The 21,991-nt window shown below is 65.6% G+C and carries 24 protein-coding genes; 10 read left to right on the top strand and 14 right to left on the bottom strand.

What is annotated here, in order from left to right:
* Window positions 1-110: 110 nt before the first annotated feature.
* Both N2603_RS24800 and N2603_RS24795 read left to right on the top strand, forming a co-directional pair.
* Window positions 111-788: a nitroreductase gene (locus tag N2603_RS24800; protein WP_260384210.1), complete on the top strand. Its 678-nt coding sequence runs from the start codon at window positions 111-113 to the stop codon at window positions 786-788.
* 134 nt (window positions 789-922) lie between these two features.
* The gene (locus tag N2603_RS24795) at window positions 923-1,126 is read left to right on the top strand and encodes a hypothetical protein (RefSeq protein WP_026312250.1); all 204 of its coding nucleotides are present in this window, start codon (window positions 923-925) and stop codon (window positions 1,124-1,126) included.
* Window positions 1,127-1,154: 28 nt separating this feature from the next.
* Here N2603_RS24795 and N2603_RS24790 read toward each other — a convergent pair whose 3' ends face one another.
* From N2603_RS24790 to N2603_RS24780, 3 genes are read right to left on the bottom strand one after another with little or no spacing between them, the layout of a single operon-like run.
* The gene (locus tag N2603_RS24790; protein WP_260384209.1) at window positions 1,155-2,279 is read right to left on the bottom strand and encodes an HD-GYP domain-containing protein; all 1,125 of its coding nucleotides are present in this window, start codon (window positions 2,277-2,279) and stop codon (window positions 1,155-1,157) included.
* 29 nt (window positions 2,280-2,308) lie between these two features.
* Window positions 2,309-2,665 carry a PilZ domain-containing protein gene (locus tag N2603_RS24785; protein ID WP_018644696.1) on the bottom strand — a complete coding sequence of 119 codons (357 nt, stop codon included), beginning with the start codon at window positions 2,663-2,665 and terminating at the stop codon, window positions 2,309-2,311.
* Window positions 2,662-3,792 carry a DUF2336 domain-containing protein gene (locus tag N2603_RS24780; protein ID WP_260384208.1) on the bottom strand — a complete coding sequence of 377 codons (1,131 nt, stop codon included), beginning with the start codon at window positions 3,790-3,792 and terminating at the stop codon, window positions 2,662-2,664. Before N2603_RS24780 ends, N2603_RS24785 begins: the two co-directional genes overlap by 4 nt.
* Window positions 3,793-4,097: 305 nt before the next feature.
* Between N2603_RS24780 and N2603_RS24775 the strand changes: the two genes are divergently transcribed.
* Window positions 4,098-5,045, top strand: a complete 948-nt coding sequence (locus tag N2603_RS24775; RefSeq protein ID WP_260384207.1) for an AraC family transcriptional regulator — start codon at window positions 4,098-4,100, stop codon at window positions 5,043-5,045.
* Window positions 5,046-5,096: 51 nt separating this feature from the next.
* Window positions 5,097-5,687, top strand: a complete 591-nt coding sequence (locus N2603_RS24770; RefSeq protein WP_260384206.1) for an NADPH-dependent FMN reductase — start codon at window positions 5,097-5,099, stop codon at window positions 5,685-5,687.
* A 111-nt stretch (window positions 5,688-5,798) separates the two neighbouring features.
* Here the strand turns inward: N2603_RS24770 and N2603_RS24765 are convergent, their stop codons facing one another.
* From N2603_RS24765 to N2603_RS24755, 3 genes are all read right to left on the bottom strand, one after another.
* Window positions 5,799-7,880, bottom strand: coding sequence for a methyl-accepting chemotaxis protein (locus tag N2603_RS24765; RefSeq protein WP_260384205.1), 2,082 nt, complete (start codon window positions 7,878-7,880; stop codon window positions 5,799-5,801).
* A 131-nt stretch (window positions 7,881-8,011) separates the two neighbouring features.
* Window positions 8,012-8,797, bottom strand: coding sequence for a 2-keto-4-pentenoate hydratase (locus N2603_RS24760; RefSeq protein WP_260384204.1), 786 nt, complete (start codon window positions 8,795-8,797; stop codon window positions 8,012-8,014).
* Window positions 8,798-8,812: 15 nt separating this feature from the next.
* The gene (locus N2603_RS24755) at window positions 8,813-9,400 is read right to left on the bottom strand and encodes a TetR/AcrR family transcriptional regulator (protein WP_260384203.1); all 588 of its coding nucleotides are present in this window, start codon (window positions 9,398-9,400) and stop codon (window positions 8,813-8,815) included.
* Window positions 9,401-9,508: 108 nt separating this feature from the next.
* Here N2603_RS24755 and N2603_RS24750 point away from each other — a divergent pair, with 108 nt between their 5' ends.
* Entirely contained in the window at window positions 9,509-10,009 is a 501-nt protein-coding gene (locus N2603_RS24750) for a tautomerase family protein (RefSeq protein WP_260384202.1), read from the top strand.
* A 35-nt stretch (window positions 10,010-10,044) separates the two neighbouring features.
* A complete protein-coding gene (locus N2603_RS24745) occupies window positions 10,045-10,821 on the top strand; it encodes a crotonase/enoyl-CoA hydratase family protein (RefSeq protein WP_260384201.1) in 777 nt (258 codons plus the stop codon).
* 1 nt (window position 10,822) lies between these two features.
* Here the strand turns inward: N2603_RS24745 and N2603_RS24740 are convergent, their stop codons facing one another.
* A complete protein-coding gene (locus tag N2603_RS24740) occupies window positions 10,823-11,263 on the bottom strand; it encodes a DUF1810 domain-containing protein (protein WP_260384200.1) in 441 nt (146 codons plus the stop codon).
* A 193-nt stretch (window positions 11,264-11,456) separates the two neighbouring features.
* Here N2603_RS24740 and N2603_RS24735 point away from each other — a divergent pair, with 193 nt between their 5' ends.
* Both N2603_RS24735 and N2603_RS24730 read left to right on the top strand, forming a co-directional pair.
* Window positions 11,457-12,407 (top strand): DUF2778 domain-containing protein, encoded by a 951-nt coding sequence (locus N2603_RS24735; protein ID WP_260424245.1) that lies wholly within the window; start codon window positions 11,457-11,459, stop codon window positions 12,405-12,407.
* Window positions 12,408-12,473: 66 nt separating this feature from the next.
* Complete coding sequence (locus N2603_RS24730; RefSeq protein WP_018644685.1) at window positions 12,474-12,731, top strand: hypothetical protein; 258 nt, start codon at window positions 12,474-12,476, stop codon at window positions 12,729-12,731.
* 303 nt (window positions 12,732-13,034) lie between these two features.
* Here the strand turns inward: N2603_RS24730 and N2603_RS24725 are convergent, their stop codons facing one another.
* Both N2603_RS24725 and N2603_RS24720 read right to left on the bottom strand, forming a co-directional pair.
* Window positions 13,035-14,891: a tannase/feruloyl esterase family alpha/beta hydrolase gene (locus N2603_RS24725; protein WP_260384199.1), complete on the bottom strand. Its 1,857-nt coding sequence runs from the start codon at window positions 14,889-14,891 to the stop codon at window positions 13,035-13,037.
* Between the two features lie 259 nt (window positions 14,892-15,150).
* Entirely contained in the window at window positions 15,151-15,387 is a 237-nt protein-coding gene (locus N2603_RS24720) for a hypothetical protein (RefSeq protein WP_260384198.1), read from the bottom strand.
* A 67-nt stretch (window positions 15,388-15,454) separates the two neighbouring features.
* Between N2603_RS24720 and N2603_RS24715 the strand changes: the two genes are divergently transcribed.
* Entirely contained in the window at window positions 15,455-15,901 is a 447-nt protein-coding gene (locus N2603_RS24715; protein WP_260384197.1) for a MarR family winged helix-turn-helix transcriptional regulator, read from the top strand.
* 177 nt (window positions 15,902-16,078) lie between these two features.
* Complete coding sequence (locus N2603_RS24710) at window positions 16,079-17,170, top strand: TRAP transporter substrate-binding protein (protein WP_018644682.1); 1,092 nt, start codon at window positions 16,079-16,081, stop codon at window positions 17,168-17,170.
* A gap of 260 nt (window positions 17,171-17,430) precedes the next feature.
* Here the strand turns inward: N2603_RS24710 and N2603_RS24705 are convergent, their stop codons facing one another.
* The 5 genes from N2603_RS24705 to N2603_RS24685 are packed head-to-tail and all read right to left on the bottom strand — an operon-like array spanning window position 17,431 to window position 21,926.
* The gene (locus N2603_RS24705; protein WP_018644681.1) at window positions 17,431-18,219 is read right to left on the bottom strand and encodes an ABC transporter ATP-binding protein; all 789 of its coding nucleotides are present in this window, start codon (window positions 18,217-18,219) and stop codon (window positions 17,431-17,433) included.
* Complete coding sequence (locus tag N2603_RS24700; protein WP_260384196.1) at window positions 18,207-19,262, bottom strand: dihydrodipicolinate synthase family protein; 1,056 nt, start codon at window positions 19,260-19,262, stop codon at window positions 18,207-18,209. Before N2603_RS24700 ends, N2603_RS24705 begins: the two co-directional genes overlap by 13 nt.
* A 6-nt stretch (window positions 19,263-19,268) precedes the next feature.
* The gene (locus N2603_RS24695; protein ID WP_260384195.1) at window positions 19,269-20,090 is read right to left on the bottom strand and encodes a GNAT family N-acetyltransferase; all 822 of its coding nucleotides are present in this window, start codon (window positions 20,088-20,090) and stop codon (window positions 19,269-19,271) included.
* Window positions 20,077-21,114: an NAD-dependent epimerase/dehydratase family protein gene (locus N2603_RS24690; RefSeq protein ID WP_260384194.1), complete on the bottom strand. Its 1,038-nt coding sequence runs from the start codon at window positions 21,112-21,114 to the stop codon at window positions 20,077-20,079. The genes N2603_RS24695 and N2603_RS24690 overlap by 14 nt, the downstream gene beginning before the upstream one ends.
* 41 nt (window positions 21,115-21,155) lie before the next feature.
* Entirely contained in the window at window positions 21,156-21,926 is a 771-nt protein-coding gene (locus N2603_RS24685) for an ABC transporter permease (RefSeq protein ID WP_260384193.1), read from the bottom strand.
* Between the last annotated feature and the right edge of the window lie 65 nt (window positions 21,927-21,991).

The following is a 21,991-nucleotide window of genomic DNA, read 5'->3' as shown; positions in this document are numbered from 1 at the left end:
CTCACAGGGTTCTTGGTCTTGCTTGCGGGTTAGCATAGATTTTGCGCGCCGCATCGGCAACCGGCCACGTGTTGTGATGCGCGGGGATGAACGGGCAGGGAGGCCAAGGAGTGGAATTCGAGACGCTGATTCAGTCGCGCCGCAGCGTGCGCGGTTTCAGGAACGAGTCGGTGCCGCGCGCGGTGATCGAGGCGATCATCGAGAGCGCCAAGCGCGCGCCGTCGTCGATGAACACCCAGCCCTGGCACGTTCACGTGCTTACGGGGCGTCCGCTCGAAGAAGTACGCCGCCGCAACATGGAGGAGATGATCGGTGGCGCCAAGGTCAAGCGCGACATCGTCAGCCACGGCGAGTATCAGGGCGTGCATCGCACCCGGCAGGTCGACATCGCCAAGAAGCTGTTCGGCGCGATGGGGATTGCGCGCGACGACAAGCCGATGCGCCAGGACTGGGTGCTGCGCGGCTTCCGCCAGTTCGACGCGCCGGTCTCGCTGGTGCTGACATATGACCGCGTGCTCGATCCCGGCGCGGTCTGCCATTTCGATCTCGGCGCGCTCTGCTACGGTATCGTGCTCGCAGCGTGGGACCGCGGTCTCGGCTCCGTCATCAACGGGCAGGGCATCATGCGCTCCGACATCGTGCGCGAGGTCGCTGATATTCCGGAGGACGAGGTCATCATGACCTGCGTCGCGATGGGCTATCCCGACGACGGCTTTGCCGCGAACGCGGTTCGCTCAGACCGCGAGCACAACGATGAGTTCGTGCGTTACGTGGGCTTTGCCGATTAGCACGACAAAGAGGAGATTGTTCTCCGGCGAAACTTTTTTTGGTGCGGAGTCGTCAGCAAGCTCTTGCAATCTCGATCGTGCGGGAGGAACAATATGCAGGCTGAAAGGTTTGTTGCTGGCGCGAGGGAATCGATATGCGGCGGCTGGCTAGCCTGGTGCGACGGTTGTTCGGCCCGCGAGTGCGGCGTCCGATCGATGATGATCCCACTCTTCCTTTCACCTCCGACGAGTTCGGGCGGCTGATCCGGAGCGGCAAACGCGAGGACATGAAGCTGCTGGCCGAAGGTCTGGCCAGCAACTCGATCCCCCGCCGCGCCAAATACCGCGCCACGCACTAGGGCAGGTATTCGAGTGGAAGGGCAGCGTTTACCGCGTGAGGGCGACCTGCTTGAACGAGGCGACCAGCGCGTTCTCCAGCTTGCCATTCATTCCGCAGAGAATGTTGTAGGCCTCTGCGCGCGGCATCGTCGGTTTGTAGTGGCGGTGCTCGATGAGTGCCGCGAAGATGTCCGAGATGGTGAGAATTCGCACGATATCGCCGATGCTTTCGGCGTACAGCCCGTCCGGATAGCCGCTGCCGTCGAGATATTCGTGATGATGCAGCACGGCATCGAGGATCTCGGGCGAAATTCCCTCGTGGTTCTTCAAAAACCCATAGCCCGCCGCCGGGTGCGTTTCGATCAGAGCGCGCTCTTCGGCATCGAGACGACCCGGCTTGTCGAGAATGGCGAGCGGGATCTGGGCCTTGCCGATGTCGTGAAACATCGCGGCCGAGTAGAGGCGCTCCAGATCGGCTTTGCCCACGCCGAGGCTGAGACCGAAGTCGATGGTGACACCGGTCACCAGCAGGCAGTGCTGATAGGTTCCCTCGTGGTGGCGGCGTACCGTCGTCAACCACTCGGACAGGCCATGCTCGATAATGCGATCGGCAATCTGGCGCCCGGCTTCCCTGGTGCCGTCGACGTCGAGCGGCTGGCCAAGGGTGACGGACGTGAACATCGTGGCGATGGCGGTCGCTGCGGTCTCGACCGCGTCGACCTGCTGCGCCTCGCCGCCCGGTGAGGCGGTCACCGGGGCGGCATGATCGGACAGGGCCGCCAGCAATTTGATCCGGTTGATCGTGCCGGGAAGCACGAGCGTGGCCCCGAGCGCATAGGCTTGCGAAATGCCGGCGTGAGAAGTGTGCTCGAGCAGGAAGACGCGTTTCCTGGCCTTTGCCAGCTTGCCGGCGCGCTTCTTGATGGCCGTGATGTTGTCGACGTCGCGCAACTCCGCGCGGACGACGATCGCGTAAGGCACCTGCGCGAGCTTGGCATCGGCGTCGAGGCGTTCGCCCGCGACAGTGAACTTCTCTTCAAGGATCGAGCGGATGCCGGATAGCTTGCCGGACGTGTCGGCCAGCACTTGGACGAGTGGGCGCGCCGTCTCTGCCGCCCGGACACCGCCGTCGCTATTGACGGCGGGTTTTGAGATGGTTCGCGCGCTCGTCACGGTCTGACCTGGAGTTACGGCACTGAACTTCAATGCGTGGAACGGAGTTTCGGATCACCTGGTTTGCACGAGCCCGGCGCGGTGGCTGCCGATGCGCGTGCAGTTCTCTTCTTGCCGTCTGCAGTGATGAAGTGAACGCCGGCCGTGGTGCCGTCGATCCACACCAGCTCGCAGCGCCGATAGGCGAGCCCCGTCGACGACAGCACCATGAAGAATTCCTTCGCCTGCAGCACGTCGAGCGTACCCTCGACCTCGACTTTCGCGCCGGTCTGCGACACGTCGAGCAGAACGCAGCTGCGCCGCCAGGTGCCGTCCGAGCCCATCAGATTGACGGGCTGCCGGTGATCCATTTTCACGCGAGACGCCTTTCGACCGTCGAACCTCATCGGCTAACCCCCGCTTTTGCGCTGCGATGTCCTGGATCGCTTGAGCCTGCCCCTGCTGCGATTTCTCCCCAGCGCACCGTCCATTGGCTGGTCGACAAGAGCAGTGTTTCAAAGATGAGCTGCGCGCGTTCGCGCTGTGCGAAAGAGAGTCCAACGCCGCTGCGGTTGCTGAGGATCGCGAGCGTGGTCGCCCAGTTCAGCCGCGAGGCACGGCAGGCCATGACTAGGCCCTCGCAATTCTCGTCGGTCATGACGTGCTCGATGATCTCGATCGGAGCCCCCGAGAGCACCGACAGCGCGGTGACCAGATTTGCAGTCTCTCCGCGGATCGCAAAGCGGTTCACAGTGGAGTCGTTGAGCTTGCCGACCCGGGCGAGGGCGACGATCTCAGGCCGTGCGTTCGCATAGGCCGCCGGACAGGGTAGAGCGGGTGTTGTCGGACCGGATGCCGCATCGTGCGTCGGCGGCACGGCGGAAGCGTCGGGCTCGGCCGGCGGTGTCTTGTCGGGCAGCGTCTTGCCGGCGGGAGCGGACAACAACTTCCTGACGATGAGGTCGGGGGTATCCGGCCTGAGCGCTAGCGCCTTGATGATTTCGTCATCCTGTCCGGCCCCGGCGATCAGTGCGGCATAGGCCGCATCGGAGAATTTCGTCCCCGGGTTCTTGAGCAGCGCGGGATAAACCGGCCGGCCACCGTGCCTGATCAGCGCCTCGGTCACATCAGGCGGGATGCTGTCGCGGTCGCAGATCGCGCGTTGCTGCCGCTCGCCGCGCGAGCTCGCAATCGCAACGAGATCGGGCGCGGAAAGTGCCTGCGATTCGAGCAGGAGCGAACAAGCAACGTCCGGATCCTCGTGCAAGGCCAGCCGCAGGAGTGTCCCCTGCGGCGCCACGTTCAGTTCAGCGAGCGCCCTGCTGAGCCGCATCAGTGCGTTAACCGCGACCCGTTCCGTCAGGCGTAGCAGGACACCATCGACCACACCGACCAGCATTTGCTGGGGGTAATCGCGGTTCGTGGTAAGCAGGTGGGTGATGCCTTCGAGAATGCGCGTGCAACGCTCCGGAGGGCAAGTTGCGACCGCGTCTTCCAATTCAACAAGACTATCGGCAGGCAAATTTGCCATCATGGCAGGAGCCTGAGTTTGAAATAGTTTTGACGATTAACGACCATCATTGCGCCTGACAGACGTTAATTTGGATTTGAGATTTTAAACGCCTGGGTATAAGATAACCGGCGTTACAACCTAAAACGCTATCGAAATTCGGCGGGACGAGTTGCCGCAGCGTGTCCCTTCAACCGAACGCTCGCCAATTGATGCGGGCGGGGTAGGGGAGTTCTTTCGGTCTAACAGGGGCACCGAAAGGGGGGAGTTCAGATCGGCGCTATTGCCGGACGCGCGTCGTTTCAGGGCGCGGCTTTTTTTCATTTGCCATGAGCAACAATGATGATGCGCCAGGATTGGCACCAAAGGTATTTCGCTTCTCCGATGTCGACGAGTTTCGCAGTTCGATACGCGGGTTGAACATCGAGTTTACGCCGTTCGTGCGACGGATTGCTGCTGAGCAGGTGATCTTGCGCCTGCCGGGCTGCGACGTGAACGTGACGCGGACGTTTCCGCGCGTCGTGGACGCGCAGCTGGTTGCCGACTGCACGGCGATCGGTTTCGCGATGGACGATCTCGAAGTTCCCATTCGCTTCAATGGCGCGCAGCGCGACCGCGCAGTCGTCGTCATCGGCACCAGCGGCGCGGCCTACAACACCATCGAGGAGGTGCAGAGGCAGATCGCCTCGGTCGTGTTTCGCCCTGAGGTGAAGGACCGCGGCTGGCCCGAGACGCAGTCGAGCTTCAAGATCTTCGAGACCAGCATGCAGGCCCTGCTCCGGTTGCGAAAGGTGGTCCGGGAGGTGTTGGCGGCTGCGTCCGAGCCGATCGATCCCGCTGAGGTTCCGTTGAAGGGGGCGGCGATGAAGGAGTCCCTGTTCGGCGCGGTCGATACCGTGTTCGCCAATCTGGTGTCCGCGCGATGGACAGTGCGGCCGAACGACGGGCGGCAGTTCAAGACCTTTCAGGACATCCGCGCGCTGTTGTCCGAGGATCTCTCGCAGCCGATCTACAGCGAGGAGGTCGCACGCAAGCTCGGCCTGTCCGTCCGCACCATGCACGACGTCGTCCGTCGCTATCGCGGCATGAGCCTGCACCGCTATCTGCGCCTGCGCCGGCTCTGGCTGGTGCGACAGCGGCTGCTCGCCGGCGCCGACAGCGTCAAGGCCGTGGCGCTAGCCTTCGGCTTCTGGCACCTCAGCGACTTCTCCAGAAGCTACCGCGATCAATTCGGCGAGATGCCGTCGCAAACGTTGGACCGAGGCCGCGGAAGATAGCGCGACAAATCGGTCGGGCACGCCGCCTGCTTTTGTGCTAGCCTGCCGGCCATGAGCAATCGCATCCTCGTTTTGTACGGTTCCTACCGTTCCGACCGTATGGGCATCCGCCTTGCGAATTTCGTCATCGATCGCCTGCGCAGCCGCGGCGAGGACGTCGAGTTCATCGACGCCAAGGCCATCGGCCTGCCGATGCTCGACCGCATGTACAAGGAATATCCCAAGGGCGCCGCCCCCGAGGCACTGGAGAAGCTGGCCGGGCAGATCCGCGGCGCCGACGGTTTTGTCTTTGTCACCGGCGAATACAATTGGGGCATTCAGCCCGGATTGAAAAATCTGACCGACCACTTCCTCGAAGAATGGTTCTGGCGCCCGGCCGCGATCGTGAGCTATTCCGCCGGCCGCTTCTCGGGCGCGCGGGCCGCGACCGCCTGGCACGGCACGCTGTCGGAGATGGGCATGGTGGTGGTGTCGAGCACCATCGGCGTCGGCCCGATCGCGCAGAGCTTGTCGGCGGACGCCGAGCCGATCGGCGAGGGCGGCAAGGCGCTGGAACGCGCGTTCCCGCGCTTTGCGGATGATCTGTTGTGGTGGATCGAGGCCGCGAAGGCGCAGCGGGCGCGGAAGGCGCCACCGTACTGACGTCCCGTAGCCCGGATGGAGCGAAGCGCAATCCGGGGCCGCTTTAACCGCGGCGCGATTCCCGGATTTCGCTTCGCTCCATCCGGGCTACGAACCTCGCGAGGCCGCGCCTTACGCGGCCCTGACCTCACCGAGGAAGCGGTCGAACTGGCCGGCGAGATCGCGCGACTGGGTCGAGAGCTGCTCGGCCGCGCCGAGCACTTCCCTGGCGGCAGCTCCGGTGTCGTCGGCGGCGCGCTGCACGCCTGAAATGTTGGTGTTGACCTCCTGGGTGCCGCGGGCGGCTTCCTGGACGCTGCGGGCGATCTCCTTGGTGGCCGAGCCCTGTTCCTCGATCGCAGCCGCAATCGCGGTGCCGATCTGGTCGATCTCGGCGATGACGTCGGCGACGTTGCGGATCGCGGCCACGGTCTCGTCGCTCGCGCTCTGGATCGCGGTGATCTGCTCGGAGATCTCGGTCGTGGCCTTGGCAGTCTGGCCCGCCAGCGATTTCACTTCGGAGGCGACCACAGCAAAGCCGCGGCCGGCATCGCCGGCTCGGGCGGCCTCGATGGTCGCGTTCAGCGCCAGCAAATTGGTCTGCTCGGCGATGCTCTGGATCAGCGTGACGACGTCGCCGATCTTCTGGGCGCCCTCGGCGAGCGCGCGGGCGGTGTCGCCGGTGCGACGGGCGTTGTCGACGGCGCGGGCCGCGATCTCGGTGCTCTGTGCGACCTGACGGCCGATCTCGGCGATCGAGGACGTCAGTTCTTCGGTCGCGCTCGCAACCGTCTGCACATTGGTCGAGGTCTGCTCGGAGGCTGTGGCCACCACCGCGGCCTGGCTGTTGGTCTGGGCCGCCGTCGAGGTCATCGACTGGGCCGTGCTCTCCATCGTGGAGGACGCCTTCGACAGGCCGCCGACGAGCTCGGTGACCTTGGCTTCGAATGCGCGCGTGAGCTCGTCGAGCGCGTGCGCGCGGCGCATCTTGCCGTCGTTCTCGGCCTGCTTCTCGGCCGCGAGCCGCTCGGCCCGGATCATGTTGTCCTTGAAGACCTGAACGGCCGCAGCCATCGCGCCGATCTCGTCGGAGCGCTCGGCGCCGGGGATGGCTTCCGCAACCTCGCCGTCGGCCAGCCGCGACATCCGCGTCGTCAGATTGACGATCGGCGCGCAGACGCGGCGGCGGACGGTCACGACGAGGCCGATGCTGGCGACCAGCACGGCGGCAAGGCCGAGTAGCGCGATGATGAAGCTGGTACGCGCGGCCGACGAGGCGCCGGCGAGAACCTGCTCGGCGTTGTCGTAGAAGGCGTCGCGGACCTCGATGATGGTGCTGAGGCCGCGCTGCGTCGAGGCGTAGTAGGTGTCCATGTCGTGTTCGTACTTGCCGGTGACCGCACCGTCCTTGACCAGCTTGAGCTCGCGGCCGAACTCCTCGACATAGATCGAATTGAATTTCTCCAGCGCGGCGGCGACGTTCGCCGGGGTTGCCGGATTGCCGCGCAATTCCAGCAGCGACATCACGATCTGGTCGTTGCGGCCCTGCGAGCGGCTGATGTCCGCCTTCTCGGCGTCGGTCGCCGGCTTCTTGCCGCCGACGAGATTCTTGTGCAGGCTGGAGTTGAAGCCGCCGACGTCGCGCAGCGTCATCGCGATGTTGGCGTAGCTGGCCTGACGGTAGGCGTCGCCATTCAGGATCGCCATGCGGCGGACCTGCTCGTTGAGCAGCGCGGTCACGCCGCCGTTGAGCACGGCATTGTCGGCGACGATCTTCTTGGCGGCGTCCTTGCGCGCCTCCGCCGGCCCGGCCAGCGCCTTGTCGATGGCATCGCGTAAGCCGGTGAACTTCGTATTGATGCCGTCGATGTTGCTGCCGATCGTGGTGCCGTCGTCGAACGGGCCGGGCAGCTCCTTGCGCAATGCGTTCATCTTGTCGCGGGCGCCGTCGGTCTGCTTGCGCAGCTTGTCCTGCTCGGCAAGCAGCGCGGGGTCGATGCTCGCAGGTCCGTAGAGGATGTTGGTGGAAAAGCCGCGTTCGGGATTGAGATAGCGCGGGATGTCGCTGACGGCGCGGACGATCGCGAGCCGCCCCTGGGCTTCGGTGATGCGCTCCATCGTCTGGTATTTCGTCACGGCGACGTAGACCGCGAGGCCGCCGCCCACGGTCGACAACGAGACGATGGCGGTGGTCAGGAGCGTACCGATTTTCATGGGCATTCCGGCAATTGGCGCGGGAGGACAATTATTTTGCCCGAACGATAGGCAGCCGGCGTTAATCCGCGGTTTACGCTGACGGCCGGCATGCTCCGCCTGCATGCGTCCATTCGTCTTATGCGCGAGCTTCAGGCGTAGGTCGCGCTCACGGTTCCGAACGGCCCGAAATCGGCGACGTAGGTTTCGCCGGCCTTTGGCCGCAGCATGCCGGTCAGCGTGCCCGTGCTGATCGTCTGCCCCGCCTTGAGACCGATTCCGGTCCGCGACAGCTCGTTGGCGAGCCAGGTCAGGGGTACCAGCGGATGATCGATGGCCTCTGCGGCGCTGCCGCGGCGTCGTTCCGCGCCGTTGCAATTCAGCACGACCTCCTGAGTCGCGATGTCGCGGCTGCGCCAGTTGGCGATCGCCTCGCCAAGCACGATCGTTCCCGATCCCGCGCCATCGGCCAGGATCGCCGGCATCGGCGGAAACGCCGCGTCGTGGATGAATCGGCATTCGGCAAGCTCGATACCGGGATGCAGCGAGGCGACGGCATCGCCAATCTCTTCGACGGAGAAGGGTTTTGCACGCGGCGGCAGGTCGGTGCCGAGCCGGGCCTGATATTCGACCTCCGGAATCGGGCTGCACTGCCTGGCGTGCTCGACAGTCGCGGGCGAGCCCTTGATCAGCGGCGCGAACACCCGCCCATAGATCGGCGAGGAGGTGCGAAGCTGGCGCTGAAGCCCGGGCTTCATGCCGGCGATCTTCCAGCCGACGACCTCCCAGCCCAGTTCCTCTTCCACCATCTGCGCGACGCGGTACGCCGTGTCGGCGTCCGGCGGCACAAGATGCGCATCGAGGCCGCTTTGTGGCCGGCTCTCGCGGCGCAAATCGGCGAGATGGCGGGCGAGCTCGCGTTGTCGGGACAGATCCATCGGTGCGTATCCAATCTATTTGGCGGGGCGGGCGAGGGCGGCGGACAGGGCTGTCTCCAGTTCCTCCTGAACCTGATCGAGCGCGTCGGCGCTGCGGCTGGCGCGGCACATCGCGACCGTGCCTTCGATCGACGCGACGACGAGCGTTGCAAGCCGCTCGGCGCGGTCGGCAGCCAGTCCTTCGCGCAACAAGGCTGCGTGCATGATCCGCCGCCAATCGGCAAACACGCCGTCGGCGAGATCGAGCAGGTGCTGCTGCGCCGCCGCGTCGTCCTTCTCGCTGGGCTCGCCGACATAGCGGTCGACGGCGACGGCAAGCACGGGGCAGCCGGCCTCGAAGCCGGTTGCTTGCAACTGGCGGCGCCACGCTGCGACGAAAGCCTTGAGACCGCCGATCACGCCGCGTTCGTTCATGGCTTTCTCCAGGGGAATGGACACCTGCCGGCCGGCGAAGGTCACGGCTTCGGCGATCAATTGCGGCTTGCCGTCGGGGAAGTGGTGGCTGATCGAGCCGCGCGGCGTCGCCGTGTGGCTGACGACGTCGCGCATGCTGGTGGCGTTGACGCCGCGGCGGCTCATCAGGTCGGCGGCGCCGGCGATCATCTTGTCGCGTGTGGTGGCGGTCATCGAGAGTCCTACGATTGGCTGGCTCCATCTAGACTATGACACTTGACATAGGCAAGCCGCGCTGAAATATGACGAGTGTCATACTTGTTGAGGGCTGCCGATTTGACCATCATCACCGTGACCGCACCGGCCGGCCGGCTCGGCCTGAAGCAGCGCCGGATTCTTGCGGAAAGCCTGACCGACGCCGTGCTCGAGCCGGAGGTCGGTCAGCACGCGCCGGCGGCGCGAATGGGTTTTCAGGTGCACTTCCACGACCTGCCGCCTGACTGCATGGCGATCGGCGGCCGGTTGCTGTCCGACCAGGACTCACCGCGCGACATCATCACCGTCACTATCGCGGTGATGAACGCGGCCTGGCCGGCAGAGGTGCGCGCGGAGGTGATCCGCAACGTGCTGGCGCGGCTTGCGGAGGCCTGCGGCATGCCGGCGCCGTCGCCGACCTGGTGGGTCAATTTCGAGATCATCGATGAGGGAAGCTGGGGATCGCGCGGCGGGGTGCTCTCGATCCTCCAGCTTCTGGACTCCGGCGTGTTCACGCCGGCGCGGATCGAGGCGATCCGCGCGGCGATTCAGCCGCCGGCCTGACTTGCTGCCAACACCAACAATCGGGAGAGAAGCACATGAGTGAAGGTCAGATCCGCACCGAGGTGCATGGCCACGTCTTCAAGATCATCATCGACAACGCCGCGAAGAAGAACGCGTTCACCCCGGCCATGATGGAGCAATTGTCCGATGCGCTCACCGCGCTGCACGACAACGAGGCCTACCGCGTCGGTGTGATCTGCGCTGAGGGCGGGGATTTCACTGCAGGTCTCGACATGCCGAAATTCTTCGGTCCCACCGCGGAGAAGCGCAACATCAAGGACGGCAATGTCGATCCGTTCGGGCTTGCAAAACGCTGCCGCAAGCCTGTTGTCACGGCCGTGCAGGGCATCGTCTTCACGATCGGCATCGAGCTGATGCTCGCCGGCGACATCGTGGTTGCGGCCGATGATGCACGCTTCTGCCAGATGGAGGCAAGGCGCGGCATCGCACCGCTCGGCGGGGCGCATTTCCGCTTCCTGTCGCGCGCCGGCTGGGGCGATGCGATGTATCATCTGTTCCTGTGCGACGAGTTTTCGGCCCAGCGCGCGCATGCGATAGGTCTCGTCCAGGAGGTCGTGCCTGCGGGCGGGCAGATCGAACGCGCCATGGCGCTCGCTGCCATCATCGCGCGCAATGCGCCGCTCGGCATCCAGGTGACCAAGGAAGCGGCGGCGAAATACGTCGAAGCCTGTGAGGCGGCTGCGATCGCCTACATTCCGAAAATCCGCGATCGCGTGCTCGACAGCGCCGACGCGAAGGAGGGCATTCAGTCCTTCATCGAGCGTCGCGCGGCTGTCTTCCAGGGGCGCTGAGCTAGCGCGACGCCTGATCGAGCTTCGCGAGGATCTCCAGCGTCGCGTCGTCGCGCTCACCTGCGAAGTACCGGGAGAGCGCCTGATCGAAGACGGGCTCGTCGGACACGGCGCCGAACAGCGTCATCGACGAACGGAATTTTGCGTCATCGGGCGCGCCGAGGATCGCGTTGATGGTGCGCCCCTCGACGGCGAGCACGAGGCGCGTGCATTCGATCAGGCGCGGGCCAAGCACGGGGTGGGCGAGGTAGGCCACGGCCTCAGCGCACGAGCCGATGGCGTAGCGCTGCGACATGGCGCTGAAGCCGAGGCCGGCGACTTGCGGGAAAACGAACCACATCCAGTGGCTCTGCTTGCGGCCCCGGGCCAGCTCGCCCTGGACGTCGCGAAAAACCGGGTCTTGGGCCTGGACGAACCGTTCTAGGTCGAAAGTATCGGTCATTGGATACCCCCGGAGCTGTCTCACCGGCCGCGATTATGCCTAACTTTTGGCTCCCAATGTGGTAGCTGGTATAGAGTCTCTCCGGGTGGGGGTTGGGTCCCCCGGGGGTCGATTTGGGGATCTGATGGTTTCCGACGCAGCACACGCCGAAAGGCTGTTGTCGCGCCGCCGTATTGGGCGAGCGGAGACGATACTGCTGTCCTTGGCTGCCGTCGCGCTGGCGCTGGGCACTGCCGCCTGGGTCGCTGATCTCGGCGATTCGACCCCGCTGGTCACCGCCGCCCTGCCGCCGGCCAATACGCCTTCGTTCGAGGACCGCTTCGCATCGGCGTCTGGCAACCCGCCCGCCCGCGAGCTCGGGCTGCGGACGCTGGAGCGCTCCGCCATGAACGCGGTCCAGCTCAAGCTCCGCGACGCCAAGGCGATGCTCGCCCAGAAGCTTCAGGGCGACGAGTGGCGCTCGACCCTGACCGAGGACGATCGGACCGCAGTCGAGGAGCCGCGACCCGCGCAGCGTGCCGATGCCATCCCGATGCCGCGCTCGCGTCCGGTCCAGGCGGACTTCTCCGCCCAGATTGCCTCGAGCCAGTCCTATGCCGAGACCAATCCCAGGGTCGACAACCGCAACTTCTTCGAGAAATTCACCGACAAGATCAAGCTGGCCTCCCTGACCCCCGGCGACGGCTTGCTCAGCAAGGCGCCGGACCTCGCCGCGCTCGGTTATGATTCGCGCACGGCGGTCTACGACATCTCGGCCAAGGCGCTGTACCTGCCGAGCGGCGTCGCGCTGGAAGCGCATTCGGGCATGGGCGCGCTGATGGACGACCCCCAGCATGTCGACCAGCGCATGGTCGGTGCGACCCCGCCGGCGACCTATGATCTGAAGCCGCGCGAAAAGCTGTTCCACGGCGTCCGCGCGCTGCGCCTGACCCCGACCGATGGCACCAGCGCGCTCGGCCGCGTCGGCCTGCTCACCCACAACTACATGCTCGGGCCGCGCGGCGATTCCAACGGCTGCGTCTCGATCAAGGACTATGATCGCTTCCTGAAAGCCTGGGACAATGGCGAGTTCAACCGCCTGGTCGTGGTGCCGAGCCTGAGCGGATCGGCGACCGCCTCGCAGCGCGCCAGCACCGCCTCCTGATATTTGCTAGGTGCGGCGGGGCTGCCGTTTCCCCTTCGTTAAGCCGTCATCGTCCAGAAGCAGCCCATGAGTGATCCAGCAAGTTCCGAAACCCCGCTGCGCACCACGTTCAAGATCAAGCTGAACGGTGACACGCTGGCGATTGCGACCGTCGGACAGGCCTATCAATTCCTGACCAATTTCAAATCGGTCGAGTGGATGGAATTCCGCTCGCTGCATGAGGATGCCGTCGCGGCCCTCGAAGGCGCGGCCGGCAATGCCATGCTGGCGGTGCAGGCGACCAACGCCGTGCGCGCGCTGTTCGTGAGCGCCAAGCTGCTCTGAGCGGGGGTTCCTTCCACCCGACGTCATTGCGAGCGATGGGCATCGTCATTGCGAGCGCAGCGAAGCAATCCAGACTGTCTCCGCGGAGGGACTCTGGATTGCTTCGCTGCGCTCGCAATGACGGAGTGTGGAGGTGAGGGCATTCGTCCCCACCATGTCCCGGACAAGCCGCAACGCGCGAAGCGTTGCGGCGCAGCGCCGGGACCCAGAAAAGCCGCAGGATATGCGGTGGGATGGGCCCCGGCTCAGCAGCGCATCACTGCGTGCTGCGCTGCATCCGGGCACGAGCGAGCAGACAACGCCTCACTGCCTGTTGTCGCCGCGCCCGTCGTCATCGTCGTGGAAGTCGTGATCGCCGCCCGGCCTGAAGCCGGGGTCGATGCAGGCGAAGCTGCCGGCGTCGTTGGTCAGGCCGCTGCCCTTATAGGCGGCGATCTTCGGATAGACGCAGAGCGGCCGCGTGCCACTGGCCGGGAAGTTCTGGGCAATGCGCGGATCGAACAGTCCGCCGGCCGGATAGGGCGAGGTCGCGTTGGTGTTGGCCGCGACGATGCGGTCCGGCGCGATGCCTTTCTCGACCCAGTCGGTGATGGCCTTGAGCTGGTTCCCGGCGAAGCTCGCCGTGCCCGCGCCGCCGCCGCAATGGGCCATGTTCGGCACCATGAACAGCCGCGCGAAATCCTCGGCGCGTCCACCCATGCGTCGGTCCATGTTCCGGTACCAGCGGGCAATTGCGGCACCCGAGAAGATGCCGTCATTGACGGAGGAGGAGATGATCAGCTTGTTGCCGCGCGACCTGAACGGCCGCAGGTCGGTCGAGGTCGCCGCCATGAAGTCCATGCTGCTTTCGGGATAGGCCGCCGTCTTCGTGAAGATCTTCGGCGCGTCGGTGTCGAAGTTGAACTTGAACACGAAGGCTTCCTGGCCGTTCGGCCCGCCCACGGGCGTGACGACCGGCGGGGTCTGGAAGATCATCGGGATCGCGCCGGCGCCGAGCGTCAGGTTGATCGCGGTGTTGACGTTCGGGACCGGCGCGGTGACGACGTTCCAGAGCTGCCAGCCCGCGCCCGGTGCGGTCGGCGGCGTCCAGATGCCGGCATCCCAGAACCAGTTCGAATAGAGCCGCTGGCCTTTGGAGTTGGCCGGTCCGGCATAGATCTTCTTGAGCGCATCCACCTGCGCGGTGGTGAGGCAGGTGCCGCCATGCGGCGTGCTGCCGTGCGAGCCGGTGCCGCAGGTGTAGCTGGCGAGCGCCGGATACACCTTCCTCGCCGTGCAGGCGTGATAATTGTCGATGATGCCGTCGACCAGACCATCGAGGGCGTCGCAGGCGCTCAGGATCGCGGCCGAGGCTACCTGGAGATCCTGCGCGGGAAACGTGTCGGGAATGAACGGCTGCCCGTTGACGTCCTTGCTGGTCGAGAGCGTGCCGAGCACCTGCTCGTTCCAGGCCTCCGCAAGACCAGCCTGCGGCAGGTTGAAGCCGGGATTTTGCGAGATTACGCCGTCGAACAGCCAGGGGAAGCGTTGCGAGGCCATCATGGCGTCACGTCCGCCGTTCGAGCAGCCCATGATGTAGGAATGGACGGTGTCGAGGCCGTAGAAATAGGAGATGATCTGCTTGGAGATCGTCGCGGTCTTCTCGATGCCGTTATAGCCGTAGTCCCGGCGTGCCTGCGCGTCGATCGCGAAATGCGCGGAGCCGCCGGCATTGGGATCGTCGTCCTGATGTCCGCCGACGACATTGTTGGCGTTGTCCTCGTGTCCGCCGTCATTGGCCGCGACGGCCCAGCCCTGGCCGAGCTCGACGCCGGCGGCGCCCTGGGGATCGGCATTGAGGCTGCCGTCGGTGCCGCCTCCGCCCATCATCTCGAAACGGCCGTGCCAGGTGTTGGGCAGATTGAGCGAAAAGCCGATGCCGTAGGTGAAATGATCGGGGTCCTGCGTCGAGACGCGCTTGTTGATGATGCCGATCACGTTGCAATAGCCGGACTTCTGCGTCGCGCTCAGGATCTGCGTGTTCGGCAGCGTGAGGCCGGTGAGGGCGGTACAGGACGCTCGCGGCGCGACGCCGCTCGGCGGAAATCCGTGCGCAGTGGCCTGCGTGCCGAGAGCGGCACAGCCGGCCATGATCGTCGATGCGAGAAATAGGCGTTTCATCTCAGTCCCTCCCAGTTTCATCAATGATGGTCGAGCGGACGCGCCCCGTGAGGTCGCGTCCGTTCAGGCAGTGTCGTTGACGATGTCGTTGCCAAAGCAGAGGTGACGGTGCGCGATGTGCACGCAACGCGCAGACGCGTGCTGCGCGAGTCGATCGCACCGCGATGCGTAAGCGCACGCAGCTCGGCGCCCATCTCTGATGGAAGCACGGACGTCATCCCCCTAGGCCCCGCTCGTGTCACGGCGGGCTTTCACGATCCTAGGGCGGGCGATGTTGCCGTGTCAACATGACGCGGCGCGCGAGTGCGCCGCGCAACCTGTCGTAGAAGCTGTGCTCGCAAAGCGCGCGATCCCGCCCGGCTTCTCGATCCGGCCCGGCTGCGATAAACTCAAGCGTCGAATCCCGGATGGCCGGGACGGATGCCGCAGCAACGGCTTGCGAAAGATCATCGTCGATGGGGCCGGAGAAAGCGGGCGTCAGGAAGCGATCGTCCAAGGGCGCGCAACGCCGGGCGCCGGTTGCAAAGCCGCCGCGGTCCGCGCCGCGCGCTGCGGCGGCCGCAATGCCCGTCCGGCCCAAGTTGCTCGCCTCCGACGATCTGTCCCGTTCGCTCGGCTATCGCATCCGGCGCGCCCAGCTCTGGGTCTTCAAGGACGTCAGCCGGCGGCTCGCCGCTTTCGACATCAGTGCGGCACAGTTCTCCGTCCTGTCGGTGATCGAGGCCAATCCGGGTGTCAATCAGCTCGCCATTGCGCAATCGCTGTCGATCGAGCGGGCCGGGCTCGGGCGCCTCGTGGATCATCTGGAGCGGCGGGGCCTCGTGCAGCGGTCGGCCTCCGCGATCAACCGCCGCTATTACGTGCTGTATCTGACGCAGGCCGGGGCCGCGCTGCTGGATCGGTTGCGCCCGGCGATTGCCGAGAGCGAGAAGACGCTTGCAGCCAAGATCGGACCGCGCGCGTTCAAGGAATTGCAGCGGGCGCTCTCGGTCTTTCTCGAGGACGCCTGAGGCCTTCGGCAAGCCCTTGGTTCGGCGCGCCGTTTTGGCGGCCGACGGCCGCGGCGCCATGCATTCTGGCCGCTTGAACTCTGCGCCAGGAACAGGCAAACGGTCCGCCAAGGCCGTGGCCAAAGCCGGTTCACAAGGCCACCCATCTCGAGCCTGACTTCAAGGGAGAGCCCCATCATGAAACGCCGTACATTCCTCAAGGGCGGCGCGGTCGCCGGCGCGACGACGCTGGTTGCAGCACCCGCGATTGCGCAAAGCGCGCCCGAGATCAAGTGGCGCCTGACCTCGAGCTTCCCGAAGTCGCTCGACACCATCTACGGCACGGCGCAGACCTTCGCGAAATATGTTGCCGAGGCCACCGACAACAAATTCCAGATCCAGACCTTTGCGGCGGGCGAGCTCGTCCCCGGCCTGCAGGCGCTCGACGCCGTCAGCGTCGCCTCGGTCGAGATGGCGCAGACCCCGCTCTATTTCTACATCGGCAAGGAGCCGGCGCTGGCTTACGCCACCGGTGCGCCGTTCGGCATGAACCATCGCCATCAGGAGTCCTGGTGGCACTTTGGCGGCGGCGCCGACCTCACCAACGAGGCGCTGAAGCCGTTCAAGGCGCACGCCATCCTGTGCGGCAATTCCGGTACCCAGATGGGCGGCTGGTTCCGCAAGGAGATCAAGACCGTCGACGATCTCAAGGGTCTCAAATTCCGTATCGCCGGCATGGGCGGCCATGTGCTGGCACGGCTCGGCGTCGTCCCGCAGCAGCTCGCCGGCGGCGACGTCTATTCGGCGCTGGAGAAAGGCTCGATCGACGCCGCCGAATTCGTCGGTCCCTATGACGACGAGAAGCTCGGCTTCCAGAAGGTCGCAAAGTACTACTACTTCCCCGGCTGGTGGGAAGGCGGCGCCATGCTGCACATGATCGTCAATGACGAGAAGTGGGCGTCGTTGCCGAAGCAATATCAGGCCATTCTCAACCAGGCCGGCTCCGCGGCCGGCGCCTGGATGCTGGAGAAGTACGACAGCGTGAACCCGGCGGCGCTGAAGCGGCTGATTGCCAACGGCGCCGAGCTGAAGGCATTCCCGCAGCCGGTGCTGGAGGCCTGCTACAACGCGACCCAGGAACATCTGAACGAGCTCGCCGGCAAGAGCGATCTGTTCAAGCGAACCAAGGACAGCCACGACGCGTACATGAAGGAGCTGCTGTTCTACACGCAGATCGCGGAGAATTTTTACGACAACTACCTGCTCAGCAAGATGCGCAACAAGAGCTGAGCGTGAGGAGGGCGCGGTGCTTGCGCCGCGCCCGGCTCTCGTAGGTGGGCAAAGGCGCTCTTGCGCCGTGCCCACGTTCTTTGCGTCACGTGCACGGGTGGGCACGCTTCCGCCTTCGCTCGTTGAGCTTCGGCGGACAAGTCGCTTTGCCCACCCTACGGGTTCTGAGTGTGTAGCGCGTAGCCCGGATGGAGCGCAGCGTAATCCGGGACCTCGCACGTCAACGGCACCGTCCCGGATTGCGCTTCGCTCCATCCGGGCTACGGGACTGCCGCGCCCAGCCCCAGCTTCGTATAGATCCGCCTTGCATAGGCGCCGAACGCATCGGTGGTCTTGAGCGGCAGATCGCGCGGGAAGGGCAGGTCGATCGGGAAATAGTCGGCCATCTTCGCCGGGCCCGCGGTCAGCACCGCGCAATGCGAGGACAGGAACACCGCTTCCTGGATCGAATGCGTGACGAAGATGATGGTCTTGCCGCTCTCGCGCCAGATCCGCAGCATCTCCAGATTCATCTGCTCGCGCGTCAGCGCGTCGAGTGCGCCGAACGGCTCGTCCATCAGGATCAGCTTGGGATCGTGAATGAAGGCGCGCGCGATGGCGGTGCGCTGCTGCATGCCGCCGGAGAGCTCTCGCGGATATTTCCGCTCGTAGCCGGCGAGCCCGACCAGGTTGAGCAGGTCGCGCGCCCGCTCGCGCGCGGCCTTCATCGGCAGGCCGACGATTTCGGCCGGCAGCAGCACGTTGTCCAGGATGGTGCGCCACTTCAGGAGCAGCGCCTGCTGGAACACCATGCCGATGTCGCGGGTCGGATCGAACGGGCTCTTGGCGTTTCCTATTCTGACGGTGCCGCCGTCGGCGCCGTGCAGGCCGGCAAGAATCTTCATCACCGTGGTCTTGCCGCAGCCGGAGGGGCCGACCAGCGAGACGAGCTCACCTTCCTGCACGTCCATGGTGACGTCGGACACCGCGAGAAACTCCGCGCCGCCGCTGCGATAGACTTTTCGCACGCCTCGCAGGCTGATGAAGGGCTCCGCCGTCATGCCAGCCATTTATCCAGATTGGCGGCGACGAACGCGTCGTCGCTGAGGTCGGCGTGCTCGCGGCAGACGCGGTCGATCTCCTCCTTCTGGCCAGGGCTGAGGCCCTCGCTCGGATCGAGGCACCACAGGCCCCGCAGCAGGCCCTGGCGCCGCAGCACCTCGTGGCAGCCGGCGATGCAGCCGTGAAAATTGTTGGCGACGTCGAAGAAGGCGCTGTTGCAGTCGGTGACGCGGGCATCGAGCGCGAGCAGATCGGCCGGCACGCTGTCCTTGTGCCGCGCCGCCTTGCAGCGCTCGAACTGCTTGATGGCGCTCGCGGTCCAGACCGACCAGTGGCCGAGCAGGCCACCTTTGAAATAGGTGCGCGTGGTAACGCCCTTGTCGCGCAGGTCGAACGGCAGCATCAGGTCGAGCAGGATGTGGTCGTCATTGCCGGTGTAGAGCGCGACACGGTCGAGCGCGCCGGCGGCCGCGACGCCGCGCAGCACGTCGAGGGTGCGGTAGCGGTTGAACGGCGCGATCTTGATCGCGATGACGTTGTCGATCGCGGCAAAGCGCTGCCAGAACCGGCTGGACAGGATGACGCCGCCGACGGCGGGCTGGAGATAGAAGCCGACGAGCGGGATTTCGGCGGCGACCGCCGTGCAATGCGCGATGATCTCGTCCTCGGAAGCGCTCTTCATCGCGGCGAGGCTGAGCAGGCCGGCGTGATAGCCGATGTCGCGCGCAGTGCGGGCTTCAGCAATTGCCTGCCGGGTCGGGCCGGCGAGGCCCGCAACCATCGCCAGCGGACGTTCTGTCCAATTCGCGGCGGTCTCGGCGGCAAGCTCGAGCACGGGACGATAGAGGCCGACGTCGCGGATCGCGAATTGCGTCGTGTGGACGCCGACGGCAAGGCCGCCCGAGCCGGCATCGATGTAGTACCGCGTCAGCGCGCGCTGATGCTGTTTGTCGAGCTGGCGTTCGGCGGTGAGGGCGAGAGGATGGGCCGGCAGCACGGTGCCCTCGGCGATCAGCTTGCGGACGTCTGCGTTGATCTGGCTGTGGTGCATGATGTCCTATCCGAATTCGGGGCCGGCGACGGCGAATGGCAATTCCTCGGCCATGGTGGTGGCGGGGCCGAAGCGCATGCGCTGGAACGGACGCTCGATGGTCCAGCCCGAGACCGTCAATCCTTCCAGGAACGCGGCTTGCGACGCAACGGCGTCGATCAGGAGAGGGGCGGTCTCGGAGCGTACGATCGCGTGAACCAGAGCCAGTGCTTCGGCGGCATGATCGGCAAACAGCGGGCCGATATGGCGGGCGGTCCTGCCGTCCCGGACCAGCGCGATGGCGCCATGCGCGGCGACGATGCGCGAGCCGGAGCGCCGCGCGAATGCGGAGAGGAGGGCAGTTCGATCGAAGCCGGTGGCGCGCCGGTCCCGCGTACGAAGCGCGTCGATGCTCGCGGATGACGATGGCGGCGCGTCGGCCCGCGCGGGCTTCACCAGCCTCAAGCGGCGCAATTGCAGCGTCGGCGTGAAGCCGAGCGGGCCGTAGACGGCGGCACCATCAGGCGTGGCGTCAAGCCAGCTGGTCAGGTCGTTCTTGCGCGCAGTTTCCAGGCAGGCATCGACGAGACGGGTGGCGAGGCCGCGGCGGCGATGTGTGGCCGAGACCAGCACCATGCTGATCCAGGCGTTGTTGCCGGAATAGGGCAGCAGCGCCGCGGTCGCGACCAGCCGCTTGCCGTCGCGAATGCCGAACACGATGCCGTCGCGCAGGAAGATGCGCCAGTCCTCTTCGGTCTGGTTCCAGTGCGCCTCCGTCGACAGCGCGAGCCCCGGGATCGCGTCGTCGGCGCCAAGCTTGAGGATGGGCGGATCGTCAGTAGCGTCCATCGCGCACCTCGTATTTGGTGGGCTTACCGAGGCTCGGCATGGCGCGGGACACCCAATCGGCAGTCCAGGCGATGAGCTGCTCGGTACCGACCACCGGCAGGCCGAACAGCTCGACGGCCTTCGAGGTGTCGGTGAGCCACGCGGTCGGCTCCTCCTCGCCTGTCAGCACTGGTGCGCGGCCGAAGCGGGCGCCGAATTTTTGCGCGAGATCGCGCACGGCGAGGATGTCATGGCCGCTGACGTTGATCGGCGAGGTCGGCGCGGTGCAATGCGCCAGGCACCGCAGCGCCTGCGCTGAGGCATCGCCCTGCCAGATGAAGTTGACATGACCGATGCTGACGTCGATCGGCGTACCGTTGAGGACCTTCGTGGCGATGTCGTGCAGCACGCCGTAGCGCATGTCGATCGCGTAATTGAGCCGGAACAGCCGGCCGGGCGTTGCAAATTTGTGCGAGAAATATTCGAACATGCGCTCGCGGCCGACGCAGGACTGGGCGTATTCGCCGGGCGGGTTCGGCGCCATCTCCTCGGTCGAGCCCTTGCCGTCGACGGGCACGAAGGGATAGACGCAGCCGGTCGAGAACGCCACGATCCGCGACGAGGAGAAGGCCTGCGCCACCAGCGCCGGCACATGCGCGTTCATTGCCCAGGTCAGCGACAGATCGCCCTCGGCGCCGAACTTGCGCCCGGCCATGAACACGACGTTCGGCGCCTTCGGCAGCGCGTTGATCGCGGTCTCGTCCAGCAGGTCGCAATTGATGGTCTCGACGCCGCGGGCGTGCAGCCAGTCCTTCACACCCGCGTCGCTGAAGCGGGCGACGCCGATGACGCGGCGATCCGGCGCGGCAGCTTTCGCCAGCCCCGCCAGCGTCGGGCCCATCTTGCCGGCGACGCCGAGGACCATGATGTCGCCCTCGACCTTGTTGAGGTCGTCGATCAGCGCCTGCGTCGGCCGGCACAGGAGATCGTCGAGGGCTGCGATATCGGGAATCGTCTTCGGCAGCGTCTGGCGGGTGAGGAGCATGAGATGGTCCTTCAGGTTTGCCGTTCTTAGGTTTGTCGTTCTCAGGTTTGTCTTGCATCGCCCACGACGAACATGCGTTCGAGCGCGAGCACGAGGCCGTAGAGGGCGACGCCGAGCAGCGTCAGCAGCACCACGGCCATCACCATCGCGGGCGTGTCGAGCGAGGATTGCACCTGGATCATGAGGTAGCCGAGCCCGCGCTCGGAGGCGATGAACTCGCCGACGATGGCGCCTGCAACGGCGAGGATGGCGCCGACCTTCATGCCGGAGAACACGTAGGGCAGCGATCCCGGCAGCTGGATCTTGCGGAACAGCGTCCAGCGCGAGCCGCGCAGCGATTTGACGAGGTCGAGTAGGTCGGGCTCGACCTCGCGCAGGCCCCGCGCGGTGGTGAGCAGGATCGGGAAGAAGCAGATGCTGAAGGCGATCAGGATGTTCGGCACGATGCCGTAGGAGAACCAGACGATGAACAGCGGGCCGAGCGCGACCTTCGGGATCATGTTCAGCGTCACAAACAGCGGCAGCAGCACGAGGCTGAGCAGCGGCGCCCAGCTGAAGATCACCGCGAGCGCGACGCCGACGAAGGCGCCGAGCGCAAAGCCGCCGAGGATCTCGACCGCGGTGACCAGCGTGTTGGCACCCCAGGCGTAGCTCGCGGTTCCCAGTGTCTGCACCGTCGCGAGCGGCGAGGGCAGGATGAATTTCGGCACGGGGAAGGCGTCGACCGCGACCTGCCAGAGCACGAGCACGGCCAGATGCACGATCAGGACGATCGCAAAGCTGCGCGCGGTGCGTGCTCCGCCTGCTGTCACGGTCTGCTCCCTGTTGCTCGCGGCCTCTTCGCCACGATGTCAGCCTAATCGGCCTTGGGGCAAGT

This window comes from Bradyrhizobium huanghuaihaiense, assembly GCF_025200885.1.
GTDB classification, from domain to species: domain Bacteria; phylum Pseudomonadota; class Alphaproteobacteria; order Rhizobiales; family Xanthobacteraceae; genus Bradyrhizobium; species Bradyrhizobium huanghuaihaiense.
Note: the sequence above shows the minus strand (reverse complement) of the source record. Positions and strands in the feature narration are given on the sequence as shown.